Source organism: Pararhizobium sp. LjRoot235 (genome assembly GCF_964254145.1).
Taxonomy (GTDB): Bacteria; Pseudomonadota; Alphaproteobacteria; order Rhizobiales; family Rhizobiaceae; genus Pararhizobium.
Window position 1 is genome coordinate 894,665 of the sequence record NZ_CAXUSP020000001.1, and the last position, 13,127, is coordinate 907,791.

Here is a 13,127-nt window from a genome sequence, read left to right on the forward strand (position 1 = left end):
AGGCCCTAGGCTCCTGCCGGACGCCGCAAATCGAGCGTCAGGGGAAATTCCGCTGATGGGGCTTCTGGTACGAGGGCGTAATCGCCGGCTGTGTGACCCCACGGCTCGAAGCGTGCCAGCCTGCGGGCTTCCGCCTCGTTGCCATTCACCGGGAACGTGTCGTAACTGCGTCCGCCCGGGTGGGCAACATGATAAATGCAGCCGCCGATCGAACGCCCTGACCATGTATCATAAATGTCGAACGTAAGCGGTATATTAACCGGCAAAGTCGGGTGCAAACCCGACGCCGGCTGCCAGGCCTTGTAGCGCACGCCGGCAACGGAGACACCGTTTACGCCTGTCCTGGTAAGCGGCAGCGCACGACGGTTGCAGGCGACGGTGTAGCGTTCCGGATTGGCCGTCTCCAGCCTGACCTGCAGGCGTTCGACCGAACTGTCAACATAGCGCGCGGTACCCCCAACGGCGCCCTGTTCGCCCGTCACATGCCACGGTTCCAGCGCCTGTCGCAATTCGAGCCTGGCGCCCTCGTATTCGACCTCGCCGCAGAAGGGGAAGCGGAACTCGAGCTGGGCCTCGAACCATTCCGGTCGGAGATCGAAACCGTTGGAGCGGAGATCGGCGAGTACGTCGAGGAAATCCTGCCAGACGTGGTGCGGCAGCATGAAGCGGTCATGCAGTGTGGTGCCCCAGCGGACGAGCTTGCCTTCGGCCGGATTCTGCCAGAAGCGGGCGATGAGGGCGCGCACCAGCAATTGCTGGGCAAGGCTCATGCGGGCGTTAGGCGGCATTTCAAAACCGCGGAATTCGACGAGGCCGAGGCGGCCGGTCGGGCCATCCGGCGAGAACAGCTTGTCGATGCAGATCTCCGAGCGGTGGGTGTTGCCGGTGACGTCGGTCAGGAGATTGCGGAACAGGCGATCGACCATCCAGGGCAGAGGCTGCTCAGCCATGCCGGGCAGCGGCACCTGCGACATGGCGATCTCCATCTCGTAGAGCGTGTCGTGGCGGGCTTCATCGATGCGCGGCGCCTGGCTGGTCGGGCCGATGAACATGCCGGAGAAGAGATAGGACAGCGACGGATGCCGCTGCCAATGCAGGATCAGGCTTTTCAACAGGTCCGGCCGGCGCAGGAACGGGCTGTTTTTCGGGTTGTCGCCGCCGACGACCACGTGGTTGCCGCCGCCGGTGCCGGTGTGGCGGCCGTCGATCATGAACTTGTCGGCGCCGAGACGGGTGAGGCGGGCCTCCTCGTAGATCGCCGTGGTGATGGCGACGCAATCGGCCCAGTTGGATGCCGGGTGGATATTGACCTCGATGACGCCCGGATCGGGCGCGACGCGCATGACGTTGATGCGCTCATCCTGCGGCGGCGAATAGCCCTCGATATGGATCGGCAAGCCGAGATCGGACGCGGCCTTCTCGGCGGCGGCGATCAGGTCGAGATAGTCCTCGATACGCTCGACCGGCGGCATGAACACACAAAGCCTGCCGTCGCGGGGCTCGACGCTGAGCGCGGTGCGGACAGCCCCGCGGATGTCGCCCGTCGATCCGGCGATATTCTGCTCGTTGCGACCCTGTTGCGGCTCGCTCGCCGTGCGGGACGCCTCCGCCAACGCCCGGGCGGGGGCGCTGTAGTCCGGCAACGGCCCGCGCGGGATCGATGGATCGGCCTGGTGGATGTAGGGATATTGCGACGGCGGCACGTAGGGCAGGGTGCCGAGCGGCATGCGAAAGCCGATCGGCGAATCGCCGGGGATCAGGAAAATCTTGCCGCGGCGGGTGCGCCATCTTTCGCTCACCCATCGGGGTCCCCTGGCCTTTGCGTTCCAGGCCTGAACAGGAAGGATATAGCCGGTCGGGGTCGTCAGCCCGCGCTCGAAGACCTTGGCGATCCGGGCGCGTTCTTCCGGGCTATCGAGCTTCGAATTGGACGGGTCGACGTTTTCCGGCAGGCTTCCTTCCTTGATGATCCATTCCGCCGGGTCCTCAAAGGCCGGGATGATCATGTCGGGCTCGATCTCAAGCTCCGCGGCGATGCCGGTCAGCAGCGCCTCGGCTTGCCTGTCGGTGACCTTGGTGTCCTGGCCCTCGGCTGCAATGAGCTTCGGATCATGCCAGATCGGCTTGCCGTCCTTGCGCCAGTAGAGCGAGAAGGTCCAGCGCGGCAGGCTTTCGCCCGGATACCACTTGCCCTGACCGTAATGCAGGAAACCGCCGGGCGCAAAGCGCTCGCGCAACCTGCGGATCAACTGGTCGGCCTTGTCGCGCTTGGTCGGGCCGACTGCACCGGTGTTCCATTCCTCCGATTCGAAATCGTCGATCGAGACGAAGGTCGGCTCTCCGCCCATGGTGAGGCGCACGTCGCTGGCATTCAGCACCGTGTCGACATGTTCACCGAGCGCGTTCAGCGCCTGCCAGCTTTCCTCGGAGAAAGGCTTGGTGATGCGCGGATGTTCGGCGACGCGCGCGACCTTCATGTCGAATTCGAAGGTCGTGTTCGCATCACCATAGAGGCCGCCGGAGATCGGTGCGGCATTGTGATAGTGCGGCGTCGCGGAGAGCGGAATATGGCTTTCGCCGGTCAGCAGACCGGAGGTCGGATCGAGACCGACCCAGCCGGCTCCGGGGATATAGACTTCGCACCAGGCGTGCAGGTCGGTGAAATCGACGTCGGTACCGGACGGGCCATCGAGCGCCTTGAGATCGGGGGCCAACTGGATGAGATAGCCGGAAACGAAGCGGGCGGCGAGGCCGAGATGGCGCAGGATCTGCACGAGCAGCCAGCTCGAATCGCGGCAGGAGCCGAGCGCCAGCTGCAACGTCTGTTCCGGGGTCTGGACGCCGGGTTCCATGCGGATGACGTAGTTGACGGTCTGCTGCAGGCGGGCGTTGAGGCCGACGATGAAATCGATGGTTCGCAGGGGCGTCAGGTCGATGGACGCAACGTAGTCGGCCAGCGCCGGGGTCATCGGCTCCGTCTGCATGTAGATCTTCAGATCGTCGCGGATATCCTCGGGGTACTGGAAGGGGAATGTCTCGGCCTCTTCCTCGATGAAAAAGTCGAACGGATTGTAGACCGTCATGTCGGCGATCAGATCGACCTCGATCTTCAGCTCGGTGACCGGATCAGGAAAGACATAGCGGGACAGGTAGTTGCCGTAGGGGTCCTGCTGCAGCGTGACGAAATGATTGGACGGCGAGACCTTGAGGGAGTGGCTGATGACCTTGGTCTTTGAATGCGGCGCCGGTTTCAGCCGGATGATCTGCGGCCCGAGCCGAACCGGCTTGTCGTATTTGTAATGCGTCAGGTGATGAATGCTTGCTTTGATCGCCATGCGGTTTTTTATCCCCTCGATGATGGGTCTCTGCCACCATTCAAACGACTTTGTGCAATGCGAAGAAAGATTGCAAGGCTGAATTCTTCGGGGGAAGATTCATTTCCCCCGAGGGCATTTACTGCGACGATGTGATGGCCGAGCGCCGGTGCACGGCAGTCAGTGTCCAAGACTGTCAACAGCGGCAATGATCTCCGTTGCGCCTGGGAAGATGCCAAGACCGTTCGGCCCGTCGAGCGCCTCGATTTGCGCCCAGCCGACGATGCCGGCCGCATCGACCAGAAAGTGCCCGACGAGCTGCGTACCGTGATTTGCAAGGATCGCCTGATCGGTTTCGTCAAGCTCGAAGCCGTCCCTTTCGTTAAGGACGACGTTGGCTTCCATCGGCTGCAGAGGTTCCGGCAGCTCGCCGGTTGGGTTGATACGTGCCGCCCCGAATTGCTCCATGGTTGTGCGAGCGGGCCATTCGGGGCGCTCGCTGCTGTCCTCGGGCAGGAACGCGGCGCGTGGCACGCCGAAGGCGCGGTGCGTGCGGCAATCCGGGTCGCACAGAAGCATGACCGGCGTCGGCTGGTAGCGGAAATACAGGCGGGCGCGTTCCACCGGCGTGTTGATGACGGCAAGGATCTCCACCCCGGCGGCGTGCAGGGTCGGCTGCAGGGCGGCAAGCTGCCCAAGCTGCCGCCGGCAGAACGGGCAGTGCAGGCCGCGAAAGAAGCCGATCAGGAACGCGCGGCCACGCACGCTCTCGAGAGTGACCAATCCGTCGAAATTGGCCGCGGGAAGGGCGAATGACGGCGCGGGCTCTCCCGGTCGCAGCGGGCGTATCTGGTCTCCCATGGAGTATTTCCTTTTTTGCGCTGTGACCGGACGGAAATTCGACCATATCACACCTCGCAGAAGTGCACCGTGTCGACGCCGCGAATGTGGCTCGGCGCTGCGCACTCCCGGGCGACATGGGTTCGCCGGCGCCCGAGCGGCTGCGATGGCCGGCAGTCATCGTAGCGGCAGCCGCGAGCCAACGGCGCGAGGACGCGCAGGCAGGGATCTGCCGGCGCGTCCACCTCCTGCGGAAGCGACGTTCAGCGCTTCGTCGATACCAGGCTGAAGTGGGCGCCCTGCGGATCGACGGCGCCGATCACCCAGGAGCCTCCGGGCACTTCCATCGGCCCCATGACGACCTTGGCGCCTCGCGAGGTTGCCCGCTCGACTGCGGCGTCGAGAGCGTCGACGTTGAAGTAGTATCCCCAATAGGGGGCGGGGATTTCCGGCGTCTTCGTCATCATGCCGCCGATCTGCGCGCCGTTGTGGGTGAATATCTGGTAGACGCCCATCGCGCCCATATCCATAGCCTCGTCCTTCCCCCAGCCGAACATCTTCTGGTAGAAGGGGAATTCGACGGAAAGGTCGCCGGCCATCAGCTCGTGCCAGCCGACATTGCCATTGGCATTCCGGGCGAGCTCGGGCATTTCGCCATCGCCAGTGCCCTTGAACAGGGCAAAAACCGCGCCATGCGGATCGGCGACGACGGCGAAGCGGCCGATGGTGGGAATATCGTCCGGCTCGCGATGAACCTTGCCGCCCAGTTCCGCGACCTTCTTTGCCGCGGCATCGACGTCATCGACGCCGATATAGCCGATCCAGGCCGGCGGCGCTTTCATCTGCACGGCGCCTTCGGGAATTGTCATCAGGCCGGCAACGCGCACACCGTTCGCCAGGAAAAGCGTATAGCCGGCGTCCGCCATGCCAGAATCCTCGGACGTCCAGCCGACGACGGCATCATAGAACTCCTCGGCCGCCTTGGTGTCGGTTGTCATCAGTTCGTACCAGACGAACGCTCCATGTTTGTCGCTCATTGCATCCTCCCTTTGATGTTTGCAGGTCCCTAAGCCCGAAAAAGGCAGAGTATCAGGCCGCGGATATTCGTGTGTAGTCGGAAGACATGACAGGCTTCCAAGTGCCGTCGGTATTCTGGATGCGGGAAGAGAAATTCCTCGCATTCTCGTCCTTGATGGTGATGACGTCCTGATAGCGGGCGGTCCCGCCGGAGCCCGCGAAGTCGAGGCCCTCGCAGTCGAGCGTCAGCACCTTGCCGGTCTCGTCGAGCGACCCTTCGTAGACCCAGAGATAGGTCATCGCCGAACTGATGAAAGAGCCGACATACCGTTTTTTGGCGGGATCATAGCCGAGTGTCATGATGTTCGTCGCGATGCTGCCGTCCGGCATGATGCCGGTCGTCTCGGAGACGATCCAGGCGCCGCCCAGCGAGCGGGTTTCCTCAATCCATGCTCCCTCGGATGCCTGTTCACCGGTGCCAGCGGGCATGTCGAAGGTCACGCGCCACTTGCCCGTAAGCTGCTCCAGCCAACGGTGTTCTTCCAGAATTTCAGCTTTCATCACATCGTTCTCCTTGTCGGCGCGATTGTCCCGGTCAGACCGGGTCAGGCGCAGCAGGATTGCGCCAGGGACGAATCCTCATATTCGTCATGGCGCTTCACGAAGCTCAATGTTGACGTCTCATTGCGGCCTTTTGGTGCCCGGTCGAGGATCATCAGTGTGGTCAGGATCTCCTCGCCGCCGCGGGCATAGTCGGAATAGGTGTGGTAGACATTGCCGGCGTCGTCGCGGGCAAAGGCGCTCATGCCCGGAAGCTCGTCATTGGCCTGGTCGCTGGATACTTCGCGGAAGTTGTAAAAGACCTTGCCGCTCTCCAGCTCTTCCTTGGTAAAGGAGACGTGGAAATCGAAATTGAAATCGCTGCCGAAGGATGAGACCCAGGGAAACTTCCAGCCCATGCGCTTCTTGTAGGCCTCGATCTTGGCAAGCGGCGCACGCGAAACGGCGACGAAGGTCACGTCATGATGGTTGAGATGGGTTAGCGTGCCGTCGATATGGTCGGCGAGGAAGGAGCAGCCCGGGCAGCCGGCCTCCCAGTCGGGGCCGAACATGAAGTGGTAGATCATCAGCTGGCCGCGGCCGTCAAACAGGTCGGCGAGCGTCTTCTTTCCCGTCGGCGTGTCGAAGGTATAGGTCTTGTCGACCTTGACCCAGGGCAGGTTCTGGCGTGCTGCACGGATCTTGTCGCGCCGGCGCGTTTCTTCCTTTTCCTCCACCAAGAGCGCCTTGCGGGCCTCGAGCCATTCTTCGCGGGATACAACCGGATTCGTCGACATCGTTCTTCCCTCCTTGAGAAATTGCGCTTCATTCCGCTTGACTAATTACGTTGATATCAACATTATTACGCTATGTCAAAGCCTGTTGTCATTCCTTTCGAGACCACCCTTCATGTGCGCGACACATGCCTGTGCCTTCATGTGCAAAGAGCGGCGCGGGTGCTGGCGCGAAAATTCGACGAGGCGCTCAGGCCGCTTGACCTGACCAACGGGCAGTTTTCGCTGCTGATGTCGCTCAACCGGCCGGACCCGCCCGGCATGGGTCCCGTCGCCCATCTGCTCGCCATGGACCGGACGACGCTGACGGCGGCGCTGAAGCCGCTGGAGAAGCGGGGGCTTTTGGAAACGATGACCGACAACAAGGACCGGCGCCTGCGCCGGATGAAGTTGACGCCGGCAGGGCATGCCCTACTTTCCAGTGCGGTGCCGATCTGGACGAAAACGCATGCCGAGGTCGATGACACGCTGGGCGAAGGCCGGCCGGACCGGTTGCGTTCGGACCTTCTGGCGCTCGCCTGAGCGCTTTTTCCTTCCGCCGGAGGCGGACAATCCCCACAACCAAAGAGGAGACTGTCAATGAGGATGATTTTCGTGAACCTGCCGGTCAAGGACGTTTCGCGTTCGAAAGCATTTTTCAGCGGGCTCGGTTTCAGTTTCAACCCGGAATTTTCGAGCGACGATACGCTCTGCATGATCGTCGAGGAAAACATCTTCGTCATGTTGATGCATGAGGCACGCTTCAGGGAATTCATCATCGACGAGATCGCCGACACCAGCAAGGTGACTGAAGTGCTGACCGCACTCTCCGCCGGCAGCCGCCAGGAAGTGGACGAGACGCTGGCCAAGGCGCTGTCGCTGGGCGGCAAGGAATGGCGGCCGGTCATGGACTATGGCTTCATGTACGGCTGCAGCTTCCAGGATCCCGACGGCCATGTCTGGGAACTGGCCTATATGGAGCCGCAGCAGGCGGCGGTTTAACAAATCATAGCGTTTTCTAATTGCTCAACCTTTTGGTGCCTCGCTCCGTCAATTCGTGTTCAATTTTGTAAGTGGGGAGAGAACCAGAAATGGCGTTCATCATTGTAAATTGCGTGAGGTGAGCGGGAGAGGCCGATGTTTCTTCTGGTTGCGTGCCTTCGGACGAGCGAGGCCGTCCAGCACCCGGGCAAGGACTTCGGTCGCGGTGCGTAGATCCTCGGCTCCGAATTCGGCGCCGAGCGCATCCGCCCAGGCAGCCTGCCGGAGCTGGATATCGTGCAGCGTCGCCTCGCCTTCAGGCGTCAGCACCAGCAGCTTGGCCCGCTGGTGTGCGGGGTTTTCCTCGTAGCGCACCAGCCCTTCGGCCTCCAGCACATCGGCGATCCGCTGGACTCCCTGGCGCGCGAGGCCGAGAATGCGGCCGATTTCGGCGACCGACCTATCGGCGTGGCCGGCTGCCGCCAGCACCTGCCAGCGGGCGCTGGTCTGGCCCGAGGGTTTTGCGAGCGCGTCGCCCTCGCTGCTCAGATGGGCGGCAAGGCGGATGACGGAAATCGAGAAGGCGGCAAAGGCATCGCCCGCAGCGGTACGGTCAGGTTTTTTCATATTGACAACCTGTTGTCATTCTGTACAGTTTGAACATGACAACAGATTGTCATATCGGGGCGCATCAGGCAAGGGAGAGCCGGGATGAAAATGACCTACAAGGGAAGCTGCCACTGCGGCAAGGTGCGTTTCGAGGCCGATATCGACCTGGATGCGGGAACGGGCAAATGCAACTGCTCGATCTGCACCAAGCGGCGCGCCTGGGGCGCATTGATCAAGCCGGAGGATTTCCGTTTGCTGTCGGGCGCGGATGACCTGTCCGACTATCAGTTCGGCACGATGAGCGGTCATCACCGTTTCTGCCGCACCTGCGGTATTGCACCATTCAGCGATGGTTATGTCGAGGCGATCGGCGGCGCCTTCGTCTCGATCAATCTCGCCTGCCTCGACGATCTCGATCCCTCCGTGCTCGCCGAGGCGCCGGTGAAATACTCCGACGGCCGCAACAATGCCTGGTGGAACACGCCGAAGGAGACGCGGCATTTGTGAGGGGCGCGGCGCGCATTTCCTCCTCCGTTATTCCTGTCTCCGGGCTTGACCCGGGGATCGGTCACAGGAAGCCTCTCACGGCGTGTCCGCGCCATGAGAGGGCTCATAGCCTCGCGACCAAGTCCTGTCGCGCCGATGCGCAGCGGTGGATCCCCCGCCACAAGGGCGAGGATGCCGGAGAAAAATAATGCCCCGTATTTGATCTGTAGGCCGGTGCCGGCGCCCAAGCTGGCCCCCAACAAAATCAAAGGGCTCCTGGAGGAGCCCTCGTTCATCAATCTTCGCCGAGATCGCGCACCGCTCCGCGGTCGGCGGAGGTGGCGAAGGCGGCGTAGGCTTTCAGCGCGGTCGTGACCTTGCGCTTGCGCTGCTCGACCGGCTTCCAGCCCTTGGCGTCCTGCTCGGTGCGGCGGGCGGCGATTTCGGCCTCGCCGACACGCAGCGAGATCGTTCGGTTCGGAATGTCGATGTCGATCATATCACCTTCGCGCACGATGCCGATCAGGCCGCCATTGGCGGCTTCCGGCGAAACATGGCCGATGGAGAGACCCGAGGTGCCGCCGGAGAAGCGGCCGTCGGTGATCAGCGCGCAGTCCTTTCCGAGGCCCTTCGATTTCAGGTAGCTGGTCGGATAGAGCATTTCCTGCATGCCCGGGCCACCCTTCGGACCTTCATAGCGGATGACGACGACGTCGCCGGCCTTGACCTCGTTGGCAAGGATCGCCTTGACGGAGGAATCCTGGCTTTCGAAGACGCGGGCGGGGCCGGAGAATTTCAGGATCGATTCATCGACGCCGGCGGTCTTCACGATGCAGCCGTTGAGCGCGATGTTGCCCTTGAGCACAGCCAGGCCGCCATCCTTGGAGAACGGATGCTGGGCATCGCGGATGACGCCCTTTTCGCGATCGAGATCGAGTTCCTTCCAGCGAGCGCTCTGGCTGAAGGCGACCTGCGTCGGTACGCCGCCCGGAGCTGCGCTGAACAGTTCGAGCGCTGCGGGATTGTCGGTGACGGCGATATCCCATTTGGACAGGGCATCGCCCAGCGTCTTTTCGTGGACTGTCGGCAGGTCGGTGTTCAACAGGCCGGCCCGGTTGAGTTCGCCGAGGATCGCCATGATGCCGCCGGCGCGGTGCACGTCTTCCATGTGCACGTCGGCCTTGGCCGGTGCCACCTTGGAGAGGCACGGCACCTTGCGCGACAGACGGTCGATGTCGTCCATGGTGAAATCGACTTCGCCTTCGTGGGCGGCGGCGAGGATATGCAGGACGGTGTTGGTCGAGCCGCCCATGGCGATGTCGAGCGCCATGGCGTTTTCGAACGCGCCTTTGCTCGCGATCGTGCGGGGAAGGGCGGTGACGTCGTCCGCTTCGTAATAGCGCTTGGCGAGCGAGACGATCTCCCGGCCGGCACGCAGGAACAGCTTCTCGCGGTCGGAATGAGTGGCAAGCGTCGAGCCGTTGCCGGGCAGCGACAGGCCGAGCGCTTCGGTCAGACAGTTCATCGAATTGGCCGTGAACATGCCCGAGCAGGAGCCGCAGGTCGGGCAGGCGGAGCGCTCGATGATCTTGACGTCCTCGTCCGAGACCTTGTCGTCGGCAGCCGCAACCATGGCGTCGACCAAGTCGAGCGCGTGGATCTTGCCGTCGGAGAGCACGACCTTGCCTGCTTCCATCGGGCCGCCGGAGACGAAGATCGTCGGAATGTTGAGGCGTAGCGACGCCATCAGCATGCCGGGGGTGATCTTGTCGCAGTTGGAGATGCAGACCATGGCGTCGGCGCAGTGCGCGTTGACCATGTATTCGACCGAGTCGGCGATCAGTTCGCGCGACGGAAGCGAATAGAGCATGCCGTCGTGGCCCATGGCGATGCCGTCATCGACGGCGATCGTGTTGAATTCCTTGGCGACACCGCCGTTCGCTTCGATCTCGCGCGCGACCAGCTGGCCAAGGTCCTTCAAGTGGACGTGGCCCGGCACGAACTGCGTGAACGAGTTCACCACGGCGATGATCGGCTTGCCGAAATCGCTGTCCTTCATGCCCGTTGCACGCCACAAGCCGCGAGCGCCGGCCATGTTGCGGCCGTGGGTGGTGGTGCGGGAGCGATAGGCGGGCATGGACGTCTTCCTTGAACGTTAAGCCTGGGTAAGGGCGGATATGGGGAGCAGGGCTTACAATTGCAGCGGTTCCTATCGCAAAACTGCGCCCGCGTCACGATTTTCGTAACAATGTTTTCGTGTTTTTTCAGCGATGCAGCATCGAGCCGGTCCTGGGAAGAGGCACTCGACAAATAGAAACGCTGCTGGACACTTGCATCGGCAAGTTCACTGCGCAAACCTGCCGCTCTCCGGCAACGGGGACGGGTTTTTCATTCTAGACCAGCGGGCTTTTGCGGCCGGCGAGGTAATCCCTGTTCAGCGCGTCGGCAATATCTCTCGCATCGTCATGTTCAAGGCCGGTCAGATCACGCCCGTCCGACGCTGCCGGCAGGCGGGTGATAATGTCGACCACGGTCCATGTACCGTTCGTCTCCTGGCGCAGGCTGTAGCGGGGTTCGTTCATCGGCAGATGTCCTGTGGCGCCGTGTTCTTGAGGGGTTTCAACTGCGCTGGCAGCGCTTCGTAGTATGATCCGCCGGGAAACGGCAAAGTCAAATCGGCGGCAACGGCACGTCTGGAAGCGGCTCTTGAAAATCCAGGCAAGATCATCAGCGGGGGTGAAATGCAGTCGCACCCATGCGGCCGGCGCCACAGGTTCTGCGGATGACGGCGAGCCGGGTCGCGCGATGCCGGGGTCACATGAAGTTGCTTTCCCCGCCGGACGCATATCCGCCGGGGCCGATTCGATCGCCCTGATCGTCACGCGAGACCGCCGCTGGCTTATAGCCCCACAATCGAACGGCCGCGCCTAGCCCTGCTCGGAGCTGAGCGCGTGATGATCCCGCGTGGGCGGTATTCGCTGATGATATCCATAACCTGGAGGGGCTATTTTGCTTGCGCTCAGAGCGACGACTGTCTTCTCCGCCGAATTTTCAGTGTAGTCTCAAAAATCATTTTGTTGCGATAAGTAAGAAAAGGCGCCGGGGCATTTCGAAGGGCGGCTTCGATGAGCTTTTTTCTCATATAATGAACTGCTGCCTCCAATTCCTCGGTCCCGACGCTTGGATCTGCGGCTAATTTCTTGGCCACGGTTTTGGGCATCATGCTCTCCAATAAGCCGCATCATGCGGCTAGCGGAGACTATAGATCGCACAAAATTGATGAGAAGAGTCAGGAATGGCGGAAACCGTGATTGTCGTTACCAAAGGATAAATCATGCTCCAGATGGAGGCAGTTATCGATCACCGAGGGCTCTCCTTTGGCCCTCCGCCAGCGGTTGGCAAGACAACGTTCGGCTATCTCGACGCGACGACGCTTGCTCCCTCTCGCTGAGGAACTTCAAGTTCCAACGATTAAGCGAAGTTTGTCGCACCCCTGTCGAAGGGCGTGGTGATTTCGGGAACCGGCTGAACCTGATCGGCGCGGATCGTCAGAATGTCCAAGACGCCATCGACGACCAGACCGACAACCGTGTTGTGCATTTCTGCGGGAAGAGTTGGACTTTCTGAGAAAGCGGCTTCGGAAATTGTGGTGCGCGGCAATGCACCGCCCCCGAACCCCCGCCGTCATGGCGGTAAGAGATGCAGACCGAACCCTGTCGGATAACCCCAAATTCGGGGCGGCGTCCGAAGGGCGCAGAGAGAACCGGCTCGCGTCTCCCGCGTGTTCCCGTTTTCCGTTCACTACGCGCTTACTGGCAAATTCCGACAAAAACAAAGGGCTCGCCAATCTCTTGGCAAGCCCTTTGTTCTGGTAGGCAATTGGATGGTGGGCGTGACAGGGATTGAACCTGTGACCCCTACGATGTCAACGTAGTGCTCTCCCGCTGAGCTACACGCCCATCCGATGTCGGCGCATAGATCACAAAACCTCTTGTGGCGTCAATAGGCTTTTATCGGCTTTTTGACAGGAAGTTTTGCGACCCTGTGGACGCCTTGCAACCCGGGCTCAGGCGGCCAGCATCTTGTTCACTTCGTCGACGAGATCGCGCAGGTGGAACGGCTTGGAAAGCACCTTGGCGTCCTTTGGAGCCTTCGAATCGGGGTTCAGTGCGACGGCGGCGAAGCCGGTGATGAACATCACTTTCAGGTCCGGATCGAGTTCGGTCGCCCGGCGGGCAAGCTCGATGCCGTCCATTTCGGGCATGACGATGTCGGTCAGAAGGAGCGAGAACGGTTCTTCGCGCAGGCGGTCGTAGGCGCTTGCGCCATTGTCGAAGGACAACACCTTGTAGCCGGCCTTTTCCAGGGCTTTCACCAGGAAGCGGCGCATGTCGTTATCGTCTTCGGCGAGGAGAATTTTTGGACTCATGGATAAAGCCGTTGCACCTTACGTGTCGATGTCGGGAATAGCGGTGACTTGATGAAACCGCATGCGAGTAAATATCCGGTGAAGACACGGGGTCAAGCCCCGCTCACTGGCAGGAAACGACTATGGACACGAATGCTG

Annotated in this window: 13 protein-coding genes, 1 tRNA gene and 1 pseudogene; 3 read left to right on the plus strand and 12 right to left on the minus strand. The window is 61.6% G+C overall.

All coding sequences use genetic code 11. The annotated features are described in order from the left end of the window. Window positions 1-5 precede the first annotated feature (5 nt). The 5 genes from ACSQ2Z_RS04190 to ACSQ2Z_RS04210 form a co-directional block, all read right to left on the minus strand. Complete coding sequence (locus tag ACSQ2Z_RS04190; protein ID WP_436080050.1) at window positions 6-3,335, minus strand: DUF2126 domain-containing protein; 3,330 nt, start codon at window positions 3,333-3,335, stop codon at window positions 6-8. Window positions 3,336-3,494: 159 nt separating this feature from the next. Continuing rightward, a complete protein-coding gene (locus tag ACSQ2Z_RS04195; RefSeq protein ID WP_436080051.1) occupies window positions 3,495-4,175 on the minus strand; it encodes a redoxin domain-containing protein in 681 nt (226 codons plus the stop codon). A gap of 242 nt (window positions 4,176-4,417) precedes the next feature. After that, window positions 4,418-5,191 (minus strand): VOC family protein, encoded by a 774-nt coding sequence (locus ACSQ2Z_RS04200; protein WP_436080052.1) that lies wholly within the window; start codon window positions 5,189-5,191, stop codon window positions 4,418-4,420. A 52-nt stretch (window positions 5,192-5,243) separates the two neighbouring features. Next, complete coding sequence (locus ACSQ2Z_RS04205; protein WP_436080053.1) at window positions 5,244-5,732, minus strand: DUF1579 domain-containing protein; 489 nt, start codon at window positions 5,730-5,732, stop codon at window positions 5,244-5,246. 44 nt (window positions 5,733-5,776) lie between these two features. Then, window positions 5,777-6,508 (minus strand): DUF899 domain-containing protein, encoded by a 732-nt coding sequence (locus ACSQ2Z_RS04210; RefSeq protein WP_436080054.1) that lies wholly within the window; start codon window positions 6,506-6,508, stop codon window positions 5,777-5,779. Between the two features lie 72 nt (window positions 6,509-6,580). Between ACSQ2Z_RS04210 and ACSQ2Z_RS04215 the strand changes: the two genes are divergently transcribed. Together ACSQ2Z_RS04215 and ACSQ2Z_RS04220 are read left to right on the plus strand one after the other, a co-directional pair. After that, on the plus strand, window positions 6,581-7,027 hold the full coding sequence (locus ACSQ2Z_RS04215; RefSeq protein WP_436080055.1) for a MarR family winged helix-turn-helix transcriptional regulator: 447 nt from the start codon (window positions 6,581-6,583) through the stop codon (window positions 7,025-7,027). Window positions 7,028-7,084: 57 nt separating this feature from the next. Continuing rightward, window positions 7,085-7,486, plus strand: coding sequence for a VOC family protein (locus tag ACSQ2Z_RS04220; protein ID WP_436080056.1), 402 nt, complete (start codon window positions 7,085-7,087; stop codon window positions 7,484-7,486). A 99-nt stretch (window positions 7,487-7,585) separates the two neighbouring features. Here ACSQ2Z_RS04220 and ACSQ2Z_RS04225 read toward each other — a convergent pair whose 3' ends face one another. Further along, window positions 7,586-8,092, minus strand: coding sequence for a MarR family winged helix-turn-helix transcriptional regulator (locus ACSQ2Z_RS04225; protein ID WP_436080057.1), 507 nt, complete (start codon window positions 8,090-8,092; stop codon window positions 7,586-7,588). An 84-nt stretch (window positions 8,093-8,176) separates the two neighbouring features. Here ACSQ2Z_RS04225 and ACSQ2Z_RS04230 point away from each other — a divergent pair, with 84 nt between their 5' ends. Continuing rightward, a complete protein-coding gene (locus ACSQ2Z_RS04230; RefSeq protein ID WP_436080058.1) occupies window positions 8,177-8,581 on the plus strand; it encodes a GFA family protein in 405 nt (134 codons plus the stop codon). Window positions 8,582-8,855: 274 nt separating this feature from the next. Here the strand turns inward: ACSQ2Z_RS04230 and ilvD are convergent, their stop codons facing one another. The 6 genes and pseudogenes from ilvD to cpdR1 all read right to left on the minus strand — a co-directional run bounded on the left by ilvD (window position 8,856) and on the right by cpdR1 (window position 12,989). Continuing rightward, window positions 8,856-10,697 (minus strand): dihydroxy-acid dehydratase, encoded by a 1,842-nt coding sequence (ilvD, locus tag ACSQ2Z_RS04235; protein WP_436080059.1) that lies wholly within the window; start codon window positions 10,695-10,697, stop codon window positions 8,856-8,858. Window positions 10,698-10,953: 256 nt separating this feature from the next. After that, window positions 10,954-11,142: a hypothetical protein gene (locus ACSQ2Z_RS04240; protein WP_436080060.1), complete on the minus strand. Its 189-nt coding sequence runs from the start codon at window positions 11,140-11,142 to the stop codon at window positions 10,954-10,956. Window positions 11,143-11,579: 437 nt separating this feature from the next. Continuing rightward, window positions 11,580-11,780, minus strand: coding sequence for a hypothetical protein (locus ACSQ2Z_RS04245; RefSeq protein ID WP_436080061.1), 201 nt, complete (start codon window positions 11,778-11,780; stop codon window positions 11,580-11,582). A 272-nt stretch (window positions 11,781-12,052) separates the two neighbouring features. Continuing rightward, window positions 12,053-12,166: pseudogene (locus ACSQ2Z_RS04250) on the minus strand (chemotaxis protein CheW); the annotation flags it as partial. Window positions 12,167-12,444: 278 nt separating this feature from the next. Further along, window positions 12,445-12,519: transfer RNA gene (locus ACSQ2Z_RS04255), tRNA-Val, on the minus strand. 107 nt (window positions 12,520-12,626) lie between these two features. After that, complete coding sequence (gene cpdR1 / locus ACSQ2Z_RS04260; protein ID WP_018327941.1) at window positions 12,627-12,989, minus strand: response regulator CpdR1; 363 nt, start codon at window positions 12,987-12,989, stop codon at window positions 12,627-12,629. Between the last annotated feature and the right edge of the window lie 138 nt (window positions 12,990-13,127).

Coding starts and splice junctions, on each gene's coding strand:
- ACSQ2Z_RS04190 (WP_436080050.1), bottom strand. CDS start 3,335: ATGGCGATCAAAGCAAGCATTCATCACCTGACGCATTACAAATACGAC.
- ACSQ2Z_RS04195 (WP_436080051.1), bottom strand. CDS start 4,175: ATGGGAGACCAGATACGCCCGCTGCGACCGGGAGAGCCCGCGCCGTCA.
- ACSQ2Z_RS04200 (WP_436080052.1), bottom strand. CDS start 5,191: ATGAGCGACAAACATGGAGCGTTCGTCTGGTACGAACTGATGACAACC.
- ACSQ2Z_RS04205 (WP_436080053.1), bottom strand. CDS start 5,732: ATGAAAGCTGAAATTCTGGAAGAACACCGTTGGCTGGAGCAGCTTACG.
- ACSQ2Z_RS04210 (WP_436080054.1), bottom strand. CDS start 6,508: ATGTCGACGAATCCGGTTGTATCCCGCGAAGAATGGCTCGAGGCCCGC.
- ACSQ2Z_RS04215 (WP_436080055.1), top strand. CDS start 6,581: ATGTCAAAGCCTGTTGTCATTCCTTTCGAGACCACCCTTCATGTGCGC.
- ACSQ2Z_RS04220 (WP_436080056.1), top strand. CDS start 7,085: ATGAGGATGATTTTCGTGAACCTGCCGGTCAAGGACGTTTCGCGTTCG.
- ACSQ2Z_RS04225 (WP_436080057.1), bottom strand. CDS start 8,092: ATGAAAAAACCTGACCGTACCGCTGCGGGCGATGCCTTTGCCGCCTTC.
- ACSQ2Z_RS04230 (WP_436080058.1), top strand. CDS start 8,177: ATGAAAATGACCTACAAGGGAAGCTGCCACTGCGGCAAGGTGCGTTTC.
- ilvD (WP_436080059.1), bottom strand. CDS start 10,697: ATGCCCGCCTATCGCTCCCGCACCACCACCCACGGCCGCAACATGGCC.
- ACSQ2Z_RS04240 (WP_436080060.1), bottom strand. CDS start 11,142: ATGAACGAACCCCGCTACAGCCTGCGCCAGGAGACGAACGGTACATGG.
- ACSQ2Z_RS04245 (WP_436080061.1), bottom strand. CDS start 11,780: ATGCCCAAAACCGTGGCCAAGAAATTAGCCGCAGATCCAAGCGTCGGG.
- cpdR1 (WP_018327941.1), bottom strand. CDS start 12,989: ATGAGTCCAAAAATTCTCCTCGCCGAAGACGATAACGACATGCGCCGC.